Raw genomic sequence first — 16,471 nt, 5'->3', positions numbered from 1 at the left:
CATCGGGATCGGGTTGCGGCTGGGGCGCAGGGTCGGTCACTGCGGGTCCTTTCCGAACAGCGTGCGCGCCGCTCCGGCGGTGACCACCGAGCCGGTGATCACCATCCCGGCGCCGCCGAACAGTTCGCCCTCGTCACTGGCATCCTCGACGATCGCGGTGGCGGTCTCGATCGCGTCGGGCAGCGTGGCGGCGGTGACCACCCGTTCGGGGCCGAACCTCTCCTCGGCCCGCACCGCCAGCGCCTCGACGTCGAGCGCGCGGGGGGATCCGTTGTGGGTGATGACGATCTGGTCGAACGCCGGCTCCAGCGCTGCCAGGATGCCGTCGACGTCCTTGTCGCCCATCACCGAAACGACGCCGACGAGGAAGCGGAAGTCGAACTCCTCCTGCAGCGCCTGCGCCAGCGCCGCAGCACCCGCCGGATTATGGGCGGCATCAATGAAAACCGTTGGTGCGCTGCGCATCCGCTCCAGTCGCCCCGGACTGGTCACCGCGGCGAAGCCCGCCCGGACCGCGTCCACGTCGAGTTGGCGTTCTGCGCCGGCGCCGAAGAACGCCTCGACGGCCGCCAGCGCCAGCACTGCGTTGTGCGCCTGGTGTTCGCCGTGCAGCGGCAGGAAGATGTCGGAGTAGCGGCCGCCGAGTCCCTGCAATTCGAGCAGCTGCCCGCCGACCGCGACCTGCCTGCCCAGCACCGCGAACTCGGAGTCCTCACGTGCGACGGCCGCATCCGCGCGCACCACCTGGGCCAACAGCACCTCCATCGCTTCGGGCGCCTGACGGCCGATCACCGCAACAGTGTCGGTCGGAACGAGGTCGTCGTCCTGCTTGGTGATGATTCCGGCCTTCTCCGCGGCGATCTCGGCGATGGTGTCGCCGAGGTATTCGGCATGGTCCACCCCGATCGGGGTGATGACCGCGACGGGCGCGTTGACGACGTTCGTCGCGTCCCAGCGCCCACCGAGGCCCACCTCGACGACGGCGACGTCGATCGGCGCGTCGGCGAACGCGGCGAACGCCATCGCGGTCACCACTTCGAACTTGCTCAATGGCGGGCCCTCCCCCCCGAGGAGCCCCGCTTCGGACTGCTGATCGACCAGTTGCACGAACGGTTCGATCTCGCGGTAGGTCTGCACATACAGCGCCGGGCTGATCGGCTTGCCGTCGATCGAGATCCGCTCGACGGCGGACTGCAGGTGCGGGCTGGTGGTCCGCCCGGTGCGACGGTGCAGCGCGGTCAGCAGGGCGTCGACCATCCGTGCCACCGAGGTCTTGCCGTTGGTGCCCGCGATGTGGATGGATGGGTAGCCACGCTGCGGCGAGCCGAGCAGTTCCAGCAGCGCCGAGATGCGGGTCGTGCTCGGCTCGAGTTTGGTTTCGGGCCAGCGCTGGTCGAGCAGGTGCTCGACCTGGAGAAGCGCTGCGATTTCGTCCGGCGTCGGAACCGGCTCAGTCATGGGAGGCCGGCCAGCCGAGCCGTGATGCGGTCGACCTCTTCCCGCGCCAGCTGCTGACGGTCGCGGATCTTCTCGACGACGTCGGCGGGCGCCTTGGCGAGGAACGCCTCGTTTCCGAGTTTGCCTGTGGTGCTGGCCAATTCCTTTTGCGCGCCCGCCAGATCCTTCTCGAGCCGACGCCGCTCGGCGGCCAGGTCCACCGTGCCCGACGTGTCCACTTCGACGGTCACGGTGCCGCGGGACAGCCGCACCTCGATTGCTGCGGTCGGGTGGAATCCATCGCCGTCGGCGGTCAGCCAGGCAAGCGACCGGACCGCGGGCACCTGTGCCCGCAGGTCCGCGCCGGCGATGTCGGACAACCGCGCCGGCACCTTCTGCCGGTCGCCCAGGCCCTGGTCGCTGCGGAAGCGACGCACCTCGGTGATCAGCTTCTGCATATCGTCGATCCGCTGCCCGGCAACCGAATCCAGCTCGAAACCGGAAGGCGTCGGCCAGTCGGCGATCACCAGCGACTCACCCCCGGTCAGGGTCTTCCACAGCACCTCGGTGACGAACGGCATCACCGGATGCAGCAGCTTGAGCAGGGTGTCGAGCACGGCCGCCAACACCGCGGTCGTGTGGCCGACACTGCTTTCTTGCTGGGACGCTAGCTGCACCTTGGCCAGCTCCACGTACCAGTCGCAGAACTCGTCCCAGGCGAAGTGGTAGAGCGACTCACATGCGCGGTTGAACTCGTACGCCTCGAACGCCGAATCCACCTCGGCGCGAACCTGTTCCATTCGGCCGAGGATCCACCGGTCGGCGTCGGTCAGTTCGCCGACGTCCGGCAGCGGTGCGGGCGCGGCGCCGTTCATCAGAGCGAAGCGGGTCGCGTTGAACAGCTTGGTGGCGAAGTTGCGCGACGCGCGGGCGTGGTCCTCACCGATGGAGAGGTCGCCGCCGGGGCTGGCGCCCCGCGCCAACGTGAACCGCAACGCGTCGGCGCCGAAGAGCTCCACCCAGTCCAGAGGGTCGATGCCGTTGCCGCGCGACTTGCTCATCTTGCGGCCGTGCTCGTCGCGGATCAGGCCGTGCAGGAAGACGTTCTGGAACGGGACCTGCGGGCCACGCTGACCGTTCAGCGTGATCGCCCGATCGTCGGACACGAATGTTCCGAACATCATCATCCGCGCCACCCAGAAGAACAGGATGTCGTAGCCGGTCACCAGGACGGTGGTCGGATAGAACTTGGCGAGGTCGGCGGTGTGCTCGGGCCACCCCATCGTGGAGAACGGCCACAGCGCCGAGCTGAACCAGGTGTCGAGCACGTCGGGGTCCTGCTCCCAGCCCTGCGGCGGTGTCTCGTCCGGGCCGACGCACACCGTCTCGCCGTTGGGTCCGTGCCAGATCGGGATGCGGTGGCCCCACCACAACTGCCGGGAGATGCACCAGTCGTGCATGTTGTCAACCCACGCGAACCAGCGCGGTTCGAGGCTGGACGGGTGGATCACGGTGTCGCCGTTGCGAACCGCGTCGCCGGCCGCCTTGGCCAGCGCGTCGACCTTGACCCACCACTGCAACGACAGCCGGGGCTCGATCGGCTCACCACTGCGCTCGGAGTGCCCGACGCTGTGCACGTACGGCCTCTTCTCGGCGACGATACGGCCCTCACGCGCCAGCGCTTCGCGCACCTTGACGCGCGCCTCGAAGCGGTCCTGGCCGTCGAATTCCGTTTCGGTGCCGGTGATTCGGCCCTTGGTGTCCATGATCGACGGCATCGGCAGCGCATGCCGCAGGCCGATCTCGAAGTCGTTCGGGTCGTGCGCGGGGGTGACTTTGACCGCGCCGGTGCCGAATTCGGGGTCGACGTGCTCGTCGGCGACGATCACGATCTCGCGGTCGATGAACGGGTGTGGCAGCGTCTTGCCGACCAGGTCGCGGTAGCGCTCGTCGTCGGGGTGCACGGCGATCGCGGTGTCGCCCAGCATTGTCTCGACGCGGGTGGTGGCGACCACGATGTGCGGTTCGTCATCGTTGAGTGAGCCGTAGCGGAACGACACCAGCTCGCCCTCGATGTCGTCGTATTTGACCTCGAGGTCGGAGATCGCGGTCTCGAGCACCGGCGACCAGTTGACCAGTCGCTCAGCCTGGTAGATGAGGCCGGCGTCGTAGAGGCGCTTGAAGATGGTGCGCACCGCGCGCGACAGGCCGTCGTCCATGGTGAACCGGTCACGGCTCCAGTCCACGCCGTCGCCGAGGCGACGCATCTGTGCGCCGATCGTGCCGCCGGATTCCCGCTTCCAGTCCCAGACCTTGTCGACGAACAGCTCGCGGCCGAAATCCTCCTTGGTCTTGCCGTCGACGGCGAGTTGCTTCTCCACGACCGTCTGGGTGGCGATGCCGGCGTGGTCCATGCCCGGCAGCCACAGCACCTCGTAGCCCTGCATCCGCTTGCGCCGGCACAGCGCGTCCATCAGCGTGTGGTCCAGCGCGTGCCCCATGTGCAGATTGCCGGTCACGTTCGGCGGGGGCAGCACGATGGAGTAGGCGGGCTTGCTGCTGGCCGCGTCGGCGGTGAAGTAGCCGGCCCTGACCCAGCCCTCGTAGATGTCGCTCTCCACCTCGCCCGGGTTCCAGGACTTGGGCAGAGCGGTCACCGGCGAGGTGCCGGAATCGGAACGAGCGCTGGCGGTCACCCCGCAATTCTAGGGAGACGGCGCGAGGTCGAGCTCACGCGGTGTGAACTGCCTACCTCTTGCCGCCGAGCAACCCGCCGAGGATGTCGCCGAGTCCGCCACCCTTGCCGCCGCCACCGCCGAGCACACTGCCCAGAATGCTGCCGAGCGGATTGTTCCCGCCGCCCGCGCCGCCGGCGCCACCGAGGATGCTGCCCAGCACGTCGCCCAGGCCGCCGCCGGATTGCGCCGCGGGCTCCTGCGCCTGGGGCTGGGCCGGGGTGGTCCCGCCGGACAGTTGCTTGCCGATGTATGCGAGCACGATCGGGGCCAGGATCGGCAGCAGCTTCTGGATCAGGTCGCTGTTGCTTGCGCCGCCGCCGGCCAGCGCCGACGCGACCGCATTGCTGTCGTTGCCGCCGAAGATCTTCGCGACGTACTGGTCGCCTCGGTTGGCGTCGACCGCGTCGACGTTGACCCCGCCGTCAAGCAGGTCGCTGCTGCCCTCCTGAGCAACAGCTGACTCGAGGTCGCCGGAGTCGATCTCGTTGGCTTGGACGTTCTCCGCCACACCACCGACGAGCGCCGGTACCAGCGTGCGAATCGCGTTGTTCACTTCGCCTTCATCGGCGCCGACCTTCTTCGCGATGTCCTGCACCGGAATTTGAGCGAACAGTTCGTCGAGTCCAGCCATTGCATGTCCACCTTCGTTGCTGGGATGTCGCCGGGAATTGCACAACCGCGGTGACGACACTAATGCAATGGATCGTGATTGACAGCGGTTCGGGTAGTCCCGATCAGTTGAGCCGGGTGGTCTCGAATATCACTCCGGCCCCGGGGAATCGAGCCAACAATGCGTCGCCCATCGCCGACGCCGGGGTCAGTACACCGCGCAGATCCGAGAGGCGATCCCTGTCGAGCGCGAGGGCCAGCCCGCTCTCGCCCAGCATGACCGAAGTCGACTTGTATGCCGGGTCGCCCTGTTGCGCCATGGTGGCCCGGTAGCGTGCGCCGGCGGTCGTGGTGGTGTACGTCTCGACGGTGTAGTGGCCCTGTTCGCGGGATTGTTCGCTGGGCCCCGTGCCCGGCTTCGGCATGATGCGTTCGACGAGTTTGTCCGGCACCTTGTCGAAGAACCGGTTGCCCAGCGCCAACGTTGCGGCGTTGCCACCGGCGGCCAGCGCCGCGGCCACCGGCGCGAGCACCGAGCGACCCACGCTCTGCTGCTCGCCGTACTCCAGCCGGCGTCCGTACGCGTAGTCCAGTAAAGCGTTGCTGCGTCGGACGATCCTAGTGTTCACCGGCGCCATGATGAACGGTCCGAGCCAGTACCCGTCGAGCTCGGGCGCGACCTCGCGGCCGCGCCGCCACCGCACGTCGGGCTGTGCGCCGAGTTCAGGTTCGGCACTGCGATTGGGTGACAGGGTGTACGGATCGTCCAACGCTCGCCTCACCTCGGGGTCGGTCGAGGCAACGCGCATCACTTCCATTATCGACGCCAGGGTGCCGCCCGAGACGCCGCCGACGAACTCCCGCACGACGAAGTTGGTGTCGGTCAGCTCGCCGGCATTGTCCTTCTCCGCCTGCCGATACAACGCGAACACGCTGAGATCCGAAGGGACGGAGTCGAATCCACACGAGTGCACGATCCGGGCGCCCGTGTCGATCGCCTGTTCGTGGTACAGGCGGATGCTGTCGCGAACGAAGTTCGCTTCACCGGTGAGGTCGGCGTAGTCGGTGCCCGCGGCCCCGCACGCGCCCACCAGCGGCAGCCCATACTTCGCGTAGGGGCCGACGGTCGTCACCACCACCTGCGTCCGTGCCGCCATTGCGCTCAATGTCGAGGGCTGCGACGCGTCGGCCGCGATCAGCTCCCAGGATTGTGCGGATTCGCCCAGTGTCTCGCGCACCGCGAGCAGCTTGTCGGGTGACCGGCCGGCCAGCGCGACCCGCGCGTTCGCACCCGCCTTCGCCAGATACTGAGCGGTCAGCTTTCCGACGTATCCGGTGGCGCCGTAGAGGACGATGTCGAATTCCCGCTCCGATGTGCTCATGTGCGCGACGCTACCGACACGCGGGAATGGGTGCGGCTGGCGGCCCCGACATCAGCGGGGCCGCCGGCCGATACAGGTTCCTCGGTCAAGGCACCTCACGGAGCTTCGACGGTGATGCCATCCCCCTCGGTCGCAACGGCGGTGAGGCCATCGCCGTTGACGGTGGCGGTGTTATTGTCGCCGTCGCCGGAGCTGGCAACGCTGCCGTCACCATTCACCGTCGAGGTGTTGTTGTCGCCCTCACCTGCCCCAGACGCACTGCCGTCACCGCGAGTGATGGCGGTGTTGTTGTCGCCGTCGCCGGCCCCGGCCGTGCTTCCATCACCGTGGACGGCGACGGTGTTGTTGTCACCATCGCCGACGCCGGCACTGCTTCCATCACCCTTGACGGTGGCGGTGTTGTTGTCGCCTTCGCCGGCGCCGGCGGCGCTGCCATCGCCGATCACGGTGGTGGTGTTTCCGTCGCCTTCACCGGCCACGGCCAATCCGTCGTCGCCGACCACGGTCGCGGTGTTGCCGTCACCCAAGCCAGCCTGGGCCACTCCCCTATCGCCATTCACCGTCGCGGTGTTGCCATCACCCAAACCGGCCAGAGCACTACTGTCCTCACCGACGACGCGTGCGGTGTTGCCGTCGCCGTAGCTGACGCCATCCCTGGATGTGCTTGCGGAGCTGTTGTCGCCGTTGACGATTGCCCTGTTGCGGTTACCGCCGACCGCGGTGGCGGAGCTGTCGTCGCCGTGCGCGATCGCTACCGATCCTGTCCCGTCGGATGTGGCAGTCGCAGTGCCTTTCTGCACTCGTGTTTCGCCATTGGTCGAGACGCTGACATCGGGCCCCTTGGCGGAACCGGTGTCCGAGGGTTCCGCGGATGCCACCCATGGCGTCGCGGCGACGGCGGCCCCGACGCCCATCGCGATTGCGAACGCCCCGAGTCGGCCGGCATACCGGCCATACGGCGCCGGGCGAGTGATCGATTCGTACGGGCTCTGGTCATAGTTGTTGGGGTTGTGTTTCGTCATGGCGCCCGACCGTAACGGCAACCAATTCCGTTGTGGGGCCTACGTTTGCGGCGCTGCTCAGTTGCGACGTAGTGGAACGATGGCGTACCGCTCACAGTGCACACATCGGCCCGATGTGTCATCTTTGCAGGTCGAATCCGTTGCGCAGGCAGAATATTGACGCGCGGACAGCCGCAACTCGTTGCCAACCACTATCTTCGGGCTGGACAAAAAACGAAACTCGAAGACGGCCTACCCGAGGGTCTCGGGCACCTCGACGTCCTCGCCCAGCACGTGGCGGGCCAAAAACCCGGTCACCACCTGATACCAGATCTTGGCGTGTTGCGGGGTGAGCACCCAGTGATTCTCCGACGGGAAGTACAGGAACCGGTGCGGGCTGTCGCCGTCGTCGTCGGCGGGCAGCGCAGAGTGGGTCAGCAACTCGTACCACAGCCGTAGTGCTTCGCCGATCGGCACGCGATAGTCCTTGTCGCCGTGGATCACCAGCATCGGCGTGCGGATTTCCTCGACATGGTGGTGCGGCGAGTTGTTCTGTGCCATCTCCCGGGTCATCTCACGCAGCCAGTAGTACGACGAGTCGGTGGTGGCGCCGAACTGATCCAGCGCCCAGAGGCTGGCGTGGGTGACGATCGCGTCGAACCTATCGGTGTGACCGGCAACCCAGTTGGCCATGTAGCCGCCGAAGGATCCGCCCATCGCCGCCGTGCGGTCGGCGTCGATGCGGGGATGCGCGCACGCCGCGTCGGTCGCCGCCATCAGGTCGTCGAACGGGGCGCCGCCCCATGCTCCCCAGCCGCGTTGGATGAACCGCTGGCCGTACCCGGTGGACAGCCCGGGATCCGGCAGCAGCACCGCGTATCCCCGCGCGGCGAGCAGCCACGGGTTCCATCGCCATGACCAGGCGTTCCAGCTGCTCAGCGGGCCGCCGTGAATCCACAGCAGCAACGGCGCCTCGCCGTCGCCGGGGGGTAGCACCAGCCACGAGCGCAGCCGGGTGCCGTCGTCGGCCGTCGCCTCGAGCTCGCTCAGCGTGCCCGGCAGCGACGGCAACGTCACGCAGGGCAATTCGGTGACCGCGCCGTCGGGATCGATGCGCACGGGGTGCGGCGGCGCGGCGTATGAGCTTCGCAACGCGAACATCACCCCATCCGGTGCGGTCACGACGTCGGAGTAGCAATAGTCGTCGAACGTCACCTGCGTCACCGCGCCATCGGCGACGTCGACGCGAAACACCGGCGAGCGACCGTTCTGATCGGCGGTCACGATCACCGTCGAGCCGTCACGCGACCATGTCGCCGATGCGGGCCACCGATCCCAGTCGGCCGCGAGTACGGCGGGTTCACCGCCGAAGCGCAGGCAGCCCAACGTGATTCGCGGCGCCGTCTCGGGTGTGGAAAACGTCTCGCGAAGATAGACGACCGTCGAACCGTCCGGTGACACCGCAGGGCGCCACACGTCCGCGTCCAGTTCGTCCACCAGCACGGTGCGCTCACCACTGTCCAGGTCGATACGCACGAGCACCGAGTGCCGAGACGCTCCCGGCGCCGGCCGCTGCCACGTCGTCACAAGGAAGCGCCCGTCAGAACTGACGTCGAACTCCGAGTCGCGCAGCGCGCCTCCCGGGCCGGCGGTCAGGTCGCGCACGTGATCACCGTTGGGGTCGCCGGCCAGCTCGACGCCGAGCAGGTGCGGTTCTGCCGGCCCGAGATCGGAGTCCCAGTGCCGGATGGGATAGCCGGCGTGCAGGATCGCGGTGATCTTGTTGTCCTTGCGCAGATCCCGCAACCGGCGGTCGTCTTCGACGGTGCGCGCGGAGGGCATCAGCGGTGACCGCACCACGGCGACGTCGGCCTCGCGGGCGGGGCGCACCGCCTCGACACCACCGGGCAGCGAGAGCGCCTCCACCGCCTCGCCGCCTGCTGCCGGTAGCCGCCACAGCGCGGCAGGCGGCTTGTCGTCGTCGGCCGTCGGCCGCACGGCGACGAACAGCAGATCGCCGTCGGCGGCGAAGGCCGGCGCCGACTCGCCCTTGGCCCCGCGCGTCAACCGGCGCGCCGGTTGCACACCCGCCGGGTCGAGTTCCCATACGGCGCTGACGTATTCGGTTCTCTTGTCGTCGAGTTCCGCGACGGTGGTCACGAGCCGAGACCCGTCGGGTGAGAGCGCCAGCCCCGACACCCGTGGCAGGGCGACGTACTCGTCGAGGTCGTCGAAGGGCGTGGAGAACGGGGAGGCCGTGGCGCCAGGGGTCGTCGCGGTCATCCCCCGTTCGTAGCACACCGACCGGGTCGAGCCGTGGCAGCGGCCACGACCGCGGCACAGGCTACGTTCGACGAATGCCAAAGCGAATCGTGGTGATCGGCGCGGGTATCGCCGGACTGGCGACCGCCGTCGCGCTGCAACAACGCGGGCACGACGTCACGTTGATCGAGGAGCGCACCGACGCGTCGTCGGGCGCCGGGATCAGCATCTGGCCGAACGCGTTGGCGGCACTCGACGACCTCGGCCTCGGCGACCCGGTGCGCGAGGCCGGTGGCAGCGTGACCGCGGGCGCAGCGCGCTGGCGGGACGGCACCTGGCTGCGACGGCCCGCACCGGCGCGCATCGTCACAGCGCTCGGCGAGCCGCTGGTCGTCATCCGGCGTTCGGCGTTGACCTCGATACTCGCGGCCGCGCTCCCCGAGGGCACGCTGCGCGCCGGACTGGCCGCGGACGCGCTGGCGGTGACCGCCGACGGGGTGCGGGTCACGCTGGCGGACAACACGGTGCTGGAGGCCGACGCGGTCGTCGGGGCGGACGGGACCCATTCGATGGTGGCGCGCCACCTCAACGGGCCGCTGCGCAACAGGTACGTCGGCTACACGGCGTGGCGCGGCGTGGCGCAGTGCCGAATCGACCCCGATCTCGCCGGCGAGACGCTCGGCCCCGCGGTCGAGTTCGGCCACGTGCCCCTCGGCGCGCACAACACGTATTGGTTCGCCACCGAACGTCTGCCCGAAGGACACACCGCGCCGCAGGGTGAGTTGGCTTATCTCCGGGAGCGGTTCGCCTCCTGGGCGCAGCCGATCCCCGAGATCCTGGCCACCACGGAGCCCACCGCCGTATTGCGCAATGACCTGTATGACCGCGACGAGGCGCGACAGTGGGCGCGGGGTCCGGTCGTGGCGGTCGGCGACGCCGCGCATCCCATGCGGCCGCATCTCGGACAGGGCGGCTGCCAAGGCCTGGAAGACGCCGCGATCCTCGCGAGGTTCCTCGACGGCGACGAGGACACCGCGTCGGCATTCGCACGGTTCGTGGCGTTCCGCCGTCCGCGGGTCCGGTCGCTGGTGCGCGAGTCGCGATTGATCGGCCGTGTGATGAACCTGCCGCCGTTGCTCAGCGAGCTGGCCGCCCGCGCGACCGTGCTGGGACCCGAGACGCTCGTGGCCCGGCACCTGGCCGCCGTGGCGGCGCGGTCGGCGTTCACCCTGCCGACCGACTGCGGTCTGGCTGGGGCTTGACCCCGCGGTTCAGCGGGCGAGCGTCCCGATCGGGTTGAGCAGGGCCGAACACATCTGACGCGGGTTGACGAACCCGAACAGGCCGCTGGACGGCATCGCCGCGCAGCCGGTCGACGCGGCCGCCGTGGTCCGTGCGGTCGGCGCCGACGGATTGGTCCACACGGCGGGTGTCGCGCCGCGAGGGCCACACTTGGGCCACGCCTTGAGCCCCTGGGTCCGCAGGACGTTCTCTGCGACGCGGATCTGCTCGGCGCGCGACGCCGTCGCCGGGTTGCCGACGCCACCGTTGGCAGTCCACGTCGCCTGCTTGAACTGCAGGCCACCGTAGTGACCGTTGCCGGTGTTGATTCCCCAGTTCCCGCCGGATTCGCACTCGGCGATCGCGTCCCAGTTCACCGAGTCGGCGCTGGCGGTGGCCAGCGAAGCCTCTGACAGCGCCATCGGCACGACCGCGAGAGCTCCCGAGATCGCGGTGGCCCACAGGCCCTTGATTACTGCGGTACGAATGTTCATCACTGCGGTCCTTCCCCGACCGTTTGACACAAGGCCCGCATCTGAGAACCCCTCGATCTCCGCTGCGGTCATCCGGTCTGTCGGGTGATGAACGTCACGTGTTACGGAAGGGTCGAAAGTTTTAATCGTTACTTATCTGGTGTAAGAGCCCTCTGAGAAAGAAGAGGCGGTGCCGGGAGGTCCCGGCACCGCCTGTTCTTGTCGACGATCGGCTGGTCAGCCGTTGCCGCCACAGGACGGCCAAGCGCCGATCCCCTGCGACTGCAGCACGTTCTCGGCGACGCGAATCTGCTCCTCACGGCTCGCGTTGTGAGGAGAGCCGCTGCCGCCGTTGGCCCGCCAGGTCCCCATGGTGAACTGCAGGCCGCCGTAGTAGCCATTACCGGTGTTGATGGACCAGTTGCCACCCGACTCGCACGCCGCGATGGCGTCCCAGTCCACACCGCTGTCCGCATTGGCAGTGCCCGTGGCCAGTGCCATCGGCGCCAACGCGAGCGCACCGGCAAAGGTCGCCAGGCCAAATGTCTTGCGGATGTTCTTCAACGTCAATCCTTTCGCCACGCGCGCACCAACACACCCGCGCAAAGCGCACGGGTGGACATGCCTGGCATCCAGGCAGGGAGTTGGGCCGCACCGTCTCGGTCAGGTGCGACAGCGGGAGGCCAGAAGAGCCTCACCGGGCATCAGCGCCGGTGGCCGATGGAGGTCGCGACGCCTCCGACAGCCCCACTCACACGCAGGTTCGTGGTTTTGAAATTATTTGCTCCGGGTAGAGCCGTTTGGGACCGTACAAACCGATCCGGCGAAAGTCATATTCGCGACGAGCGTGTCGCGGGGAGATCACGGACTGATCACGACGCGGCCGCCTTTTCGTTATCGCAGGTCATAGCGGGCTTTGCCGAAGCTGCCGAGCACCGCTTACCGCGGCTGCGCGTGAGCCATCTCACGGGCTGTTTGTGAGCTGGACCACGTTCACGACACCGCTGACATGGGTCGAAACGTTCAGTGCGAACGCACAAATCGTAATGACATGCTGTTGAATGGCGGTGTTGGCAGACCGGTTCGCTGGCCTGCCCACCACCGACATCATCGAAATGTCATGCACCTCAGGTGCTCTCGATGTCGCTCGTTTGCAATAACATGTTCGTAGAGCGTTGTGCGTCAATCGCGGTCAGCCGCAATTGCACTGGCCGCCAGTGTGTTTCACCTGGACATGTCCGAGGTTCAGCCGCCGGCACAGCGCACCCGTCGCCGCGGCGCCAGGTTCGGAACGGTCGCCGATGCCTGCAGGCGGGACGTCGGAATCCCTTTTGGGGCCGTCAGCGCGGAAAAACGTGCCCCAGGTCGCTTGAATTAGGCCCGGCGATGCTCAAGCCCTACCTGAGAGTCCTTGCCGGGCATAGGCATTCGGAAGGGCGTCGGTCGGCATCGGCTGAGTTCATTCGCTCGGTATCCATGCGCAAAACGCGCGGTATATCACGGCTGCAGGCCGACTAATTCACTGCCGGGAATTCCGCATGGGAATTTCAGAATTATGCGCAATTTATAATTCGAATTTGCTAGGCGATTTTCTCGCCGCGCATCGCGGCGAGGTCGGCGGCCGTGTTGACGTTGGTCAGGGCCGCTTGTTCGGGCAGCACGATCCGCTGCGTGTCGACTGTCTCGACCAGTGCACGCATGCTGCGCTCACCTGCGGCCACCAACTCCGCGACACGGCCGGCCAGTGCAGTTCGGTAGACGCCGGCCAGGTAATGGTCGCGACCGTCCCACGGAAGCACCACGTCCGCGCCGAGACGCTCAGCCGGTCCGGCAAGTTCGTCGATCAGTTCGACGGTCAGCAGCGGCATGTCGACCGCGGCGACGAACGCCAGGGCCGACCCTGCCTCGGCGGCCGCCCGCAACCCTCGCCCGGTGGCCAACAGCGGCCCCACCCCACGCACCTCGTCGCGCAAAACCTCGGCGTCGAGCGCGGGCAGCGCCTGCCCGGGCGCCGCGATGACGAAGACCGGCGCACAGCGCGGCTTGAGAATGTCGACCATCCGCTCGACGAGCGTGCTTCCTTCGTACGGCAGCGTGGCCTTGTCGCGGCCCATGCGGCGGGAAGCCCCGCCCGCCAGGATCACCGCGGCCAACGGAACGTCGGTCGTCATGACCGTGACGTTAGTCGACAGTCCAGGTGTCTTTGCCGCGAAGCAGTGACTGAAGCGCGGTCGTGTCGTGCGCCTTCTCGTTACGCGCTGCGACGACCTGCTGGCGCGCGGCGTCGTCGTAGGTCGGCTTGCTCACCTGCCGGAAGATGCCCATCACCATGTGCTCGAGGTTCTGCTCGCTCAACCGCGACAGCGCGAACGCGTACGCCGGGTCCTCGAGATTGGCGTCGTGGACCACGATCTCCTCGGCCGACACATCGGCGGTCTTGGCGATTTCCAGGCCGTAGCCGGACTTCACCACGCAGTACTCGCCGTCGGCGCCGAAGGTGATCGGCTCGCCATGCGTGAGGCTGATCAGCCGCTCCTCGGCGCCTTCCTTGCGCAGCGCGTCGAAGGAGCCGTCGTTGAAGATCGGGCAGTCCTGCAGGATCTCGACGAGCGCGGCGCCGCGGTGCGCGGCCGCCGCGCGCAACACCTCGGACAGGCCCTTGCGGTCGGAGTCCAGCGCCCGGCCGACGAACGTTGCGTCGGCGCCGAGCGCCAGCGACACCGGGTTGAACGGGTAGTCGAGTGAGCCCATCGGGGTCGACTTGGTGACCTTGCCGACCTCCGAGGTCGGTGAGTACTGACCTTTGGTCAGCCCGTAGATCCGGTTGTTGAACAGCAGGATCGTGATGTTGATGTTGCGGCGCAGCGCGTGGATCAGGTGGTTGCCGCCGATCGAGAGCGCGTCGCCGTCACCGGTGACGACCCACACCGACAGGTCCTCACGCGCCAGCGCCAGACCGGTGGCGATCGTCGGGGCCCGACCGTGGATGGAGTGAAACCCGTAGGTCTCCAGGTAGTAGGGGAAACGGCTCGAGCACCCGATGCCGCTGACGAACGCGATGTTCTCGCGCCGCAGCCCCAGTTCGGGCAAGAAGTTACGGATGGTGTTGAGGATGACGTAGTCGCCGCAGCCCGGGCACCACCGGACCTCCTGGTCGCTGGTGAAGTCCTTGGACTTCTGCGGCTGGTCGGTGGTCGGCACCCGGCTGGTGCCTGCCGTCAACCCGAGATCACTACCGATCAGGTCAGTCATGCGCTTGCTCCCACACCAGTCGCACCGATCTCGACGGTCGCCGCCGCCAACCGTGCGAACTTGGCCTTGTCACTTTCCTTCTCACCCAACGTCCCGTCCAACGCGGCGTCGATGATGCCTTCGACCTCGTCGGCCAGGAACGCCATACCTTCCACTTTGGTCACTGACTGCACGTCGACCAGGTACCGGCCGCGCAGCAGCAGCGCGAGCTGGCCGAGGTTCATCTCCGGACACACGACGTTCGGATAGCGCCGCAGCACCTCGCCGAGGTTCGCCGGGAACGGGTTGAGGTTGCGCAGATGCGCCTGGGCGACCTTGATGCCCTTGCGCCGCGCGCGCCGGCATGCCTCGCCGATCGGCCCGAAGCTGCTGCCCCAGCCGATCATCAGCAACTCCGCGTCACCGGTCGGGTCGTCGACCTCGAGGTCGGGAACCGCGACGCCGTCGATCTTGGCCTGCCGCAACCGGACCATCAGATCGTGGTTCTTCGGCTCGTAGGAGATGTTGCCCGAACCGTTGGCCGCTTCGAGTCCGCCGATCCGGTGCTCCAGGCCGGGCGTGCCGGGGATGGCGAACTGCCGGGCCAGGGTCTCTGGGTCGCGGGCGTAGGGCTGGAAGGGCTCGTCGGGCCTGGCGAAGGTGTGCTCGATGGGCTCGTAGCCGCTGACGTCCGGAATGCGCCATGGCTCAGAGCCGTTGGCGATCGCGCCGTCGGACAGGATGACCACCGGCGTGTGGTAGTTCACCGCAATGCGGGCAGCCTCGACAGCCACGTCGAAGCAGTCCGAAGGCGACCGGGGCGCGACCACCGCAACCGGCGACTCGCCGTTGCGGCCGTACATCACTTGAAGCAGGTCGGCCTGCTCGGTCTTGGTGGGCAGGCCCGTCGACGGGCCGCCGCGCTGGACGTCGATGATGATCAGCGGCAGCTCGGTCATCACGGCCAGCCCGATCGCCTCCGACTTCAGCGAGATACCGGGGCCAGAGGTGCTGGTGACGCCCAGTGCCCCGCCGTAGGAGGCGCCGATGGCCGCGCCGATGCCGGCGATCTCGTCCTCGGCCTGGAAGGTCAGCACGTTGAAGTTCTTGTGCTTGGACAGCTCGTGCAGGATGTCCGACGCGGGGGTGATCGGGTAGGTCCCGAGCACGACCTGCAGATCAGCCAGCTGCCCGGCGGTGACGATGCCGTAGGCCAGCGCGGTGTTGCCGGAAATCTGGCGGTACTCACCGGTTTTCAGTTTGGCGGGCGCGACCTCGTAGGTGCTGGCGAACGCCTCGGTGGTTTCGCCGTAGTTCCAGCCGGCCTTGAGTGCCAGCACGTTGGCCTCGGCGACGTCGGGTTTGCGGGCGAACTTCTCCCGGATGAACGCCTCGCTATGCCGCAGTTCGCGGCCGTACATCCACGACAGTAGACCGAGCGCGAACATGTTCTTCGCGCGCTGACCGTCCTTCTTCGAGGCGCCGATCGACTCGACCGCGCCCAGCGTCAACGTGGTCATCGGGACGGCCTGTACGACGTAGTCGGACAGCTCGTCGCTCTCCAGCGGGTTGCCCTCGTAGCCGACCTTGGCGAGGTTGCGCTTGGTGAACTCGTCGGAGTTGGCGATGATCAGGCCGCCTCGGGGCAGATCCGAGACGTTGGCCTTCAGCGCGGCGGGATTCATCGCAACGAGCACGTCGGGCCGGTCCCCGGCGGTGAGGATGTCGTAGTCGGCGATCTGGATCTGGAACGACGACACCCCGGGCAGCGTGCCCTGCGGTGCGCGGATCTCGGCGGGGTAGTTGGGCTGTGTGGCCAGGTCGTTACCGAACAACGCGGCCTCGGACGTGAACCGGTCACCGGTGAGCTGCATGCCGTCGCCCGAGTCGCCGGCGAAGCGGATGACGACCTTCTCGAGCTTCTGCCGGGGTCCCGCAGTCCCGGGGCTGACGGCGTTGTCTTTCGCTGCCACGAAGCCTGCCTCCCACGCTGTCTTGGCGATGCCCTCCGAGTCGCAGTCGGGCCGACGCGCCGCCGGAAAACGCCACCAAAGTTT

The 16,471-nt window shown here is 67.7% G+C and carries 10 protein-coding genes and 2 pseudogenes; 1 reads left to right on the top strand and 11 read right to left on the bottom strand.

Going from position 1 to position 16,471, the window contains the following annotated elements; genetic code table 11:
* Positions 1–36: 36 nt before the first annotated feature.
* From folC to AU187_RS03330, 6 genes are all read right to left on the bottom strand, one after another.
* On the bottom strand, positions 37–1,458 hold the full coding sequence (gene folC / locus AU187_RS03355) for a bifunctional tetrahydrofolate synthase/dihydrofolate synthase (RefSeq protein WP_059102380.1): 1,422 nt from the start codon (positions 1,456–1,458) through the stop codon (positions 37–39).
* Complete coding sequence (locus AU187_RS03350; RefSeq protein WP_197413468.1) at positions 1,455–4,133, bottom strand: valine--tRNA ligase; 2,679 nt, start codon at positions 4,131–4,133, stop codon at positions 1,455–1,457. The genes folC and AU187_RS03350 overlap by 4 nt, the downstream gene beginning before the upstream one ends.
* 52 nt (positions 4,134–4,185) lie before the next feature.
* A complete protein-coding gene (locus tag AU187_RS03345; protein ID WP_059102379.1) occupies positions 4,186–4,806 on the bottom strand; it encodes a DUF937 domain-containing protein in 621 nt (206 codons plus the stop codon).
* A gap of 103 nt (positions 4,807–4,909) precedes the next feature.
* Positions 4,910–6,166: a saccharopine dehydrogenase family protein gene (locus AU187_RS03340; protein ID WP_059102378.1), complete on the bottom strand. Its 1,257-nt coding sequence runs from the start codon at positions 6,164–6,166 to the stop codon at positions 4,910–4,912.
* 95 nt (positions 6,167–6,261) lie between these two features.
* Positions 6,262–7,080, bottom strand: coding sequence for a hypothetical protein (locus tag AU187_RS03335; RefSeq protein WP_156425421.1), 819 nt, complete (start codon positions 7,078–7,080; stop codon positions 6,262–6,264).
* Between the two features lie 339 nt (positions 7,081–7,419).
* The gene (locus AU187_RS03330) at positions 7,420–9,450 is read right to left on the bottom strand and encodes a S9 family peptidase (RefSeq protein WP_059102376.1); all 2,031 of its coding nucleotides are present in this window, start codon (positions 9,448–9,450) and stop codon (positions 7,420–7,422) included.
* 74 nt (positions 9,451–9,524) lie between these two features.
* Here AU187_RS03330 and AU187_RS03325 point away from each other — a divergent pair, with 74 nt between their 5' ends.
* Positions 9,525–10,691, top strand: coding sequence for an FAD-dependent oxidoreductase (locus AU187_RS03325; protein WP_059102375.1), 1,167 nt, complete (start codon positions 9,525–9,527; stop codon positions 10,689–10,691).
* 174 nt (positions 10,692–10,865) lie between these two features.
* Here the strand turns inward: AU187_RS03325 and AU187_RS25855 are convergent.
* The 5 genes and pseudogenes from AU187_RS25855 to AU187_RS03300 all read right to left on the bottom strand — a co-directional run.
* Positions 10,866–11,096, bottom strand: a pseudogene (locus tag AU187_RS25855) (transglycosylase family protein); the annotation flags it as partial.
* Between the two features lie 324 nt (positions 11,097–11,420).
* A pseudogene (locus AU187_RS03315) lies at positions 11,421–11,645 on the bottom strand (transglycosylase family protein); the annotation flags it as partial.
* Between the two features lie 1,118 nt (positions 11,646–12,763).
* Complete coding sequence (gene mobA / locus AU187_RS03310) at positions 12,764–13,354, bottom strand: molybdenum cofactor guanylyltransferase (RefSeq protein WP_082683764.1); 591 nt, start codon at positions 13,352–13,354, stop codon at positions 12,764–12,766.
* A 10-nt stretch (positions 13,355–13,364) separates the two neighbouring features.
* Entirely contained in the window at positions 13,365–14,435 is a 1,071-nt protein-coding gene (locus tag AU187_RS03305; protein ID WP_059102373.1) for a 2-oxoacid:ferredoxin oxidoreductase subunit beta, read from the bottom strand.
* A complete protein-coding gene (locus AU187_RS03300; RefSeq protein ID WP_502687728.1) occupies positions 14,432–16,417 on the bottom strand; it encodes a 2-oxoacid:acceptor oxidoreductase subunit alpha in 1,986 nt (661 codons plus the stop codon). Before AU187_RS03300 ends, AU187_RS03305 begins: the two co-directional genes overlap by 4 nt.
* Positions 16,418–16,471 lie beyond the last annotated feature (54 nt).

Origin of the sequence: Mycobacterium sp. IS-1556, assembly GCF_001499985.1 — a bacterium.
Lineage (GTDB): Bacteria > Actinomycetota > Actinomycetes > Mycobacteriales > Mycobacteriaceae > Mycobacterium.
The sequence above is the reverse complement of the archived record's forward strand: the minus strand, read 5'-3'. Positions and strand labels throughout refer to the sequence as shown.

What these genes read in the sequence shown, in the direction of transcription:
- AU187_RS03330 (WP_059102376.1), bottom strand. Translation starts at nt 9,450, where the DNA reads ATGACCGCGACGACCCCTGGCGCCACGGCCTCCCCGTTCTCCACGCCC.
- AU187_RS03340 (WP_059102378.1), bottom strand. Translation starts at nt 6,166, where the DNA reads ATGAGCACATCGGAGCGGGAATTCGACATCGTCCTCTACGGCGCCACC.
- AU187_RS03325 (WP_059102375.1), top strand. Translation starts at nt 9,525, where the DNA reads ATGCCAAAGCGAATCGTGGTGATCGGCGCGGGTATCGCCGGACTGGCG.
- mobA (WP_082683764.1), bottom strand. Translation starts at nt 13,354, where the DNA reads ATGACGACCGACGTTCCGTTGGCCGCGGTGATCCTGGCGGGCGGGGCT.
- AU187_RS03345 (WP_059102379.1), bottom strand. Translation starts at nt 4,806, where the DNA reads ATGGCTGGACTCGACGAACTGTTCGCTCAAATTCCGGTGCAGGACATC.
- folC (WP_059102380.1), bottom strand. Translation starts at nt 1,458, where the DNA reads ATGACTGAGCCGGTTCCGACGCCGGACGAAATCGCAGCGCTTCTCCAG.
- AU187_RS03335 (WP_156425421.1), bottom strand. Translation starts at nt 7,080, where the DNA reads ATGGGCGTCGGGGCCGCCGTCGCCGCGACGCCATGGGTGGCATCCGCG.
- AU187_RS03305 (WP_059102373.1), bottom strand. Translation starts at nt 14,435, where the DNA reads ATGACTGACCTGATCGGTAGTGATCTCGGGTTGACGGCAGGCACCAGC.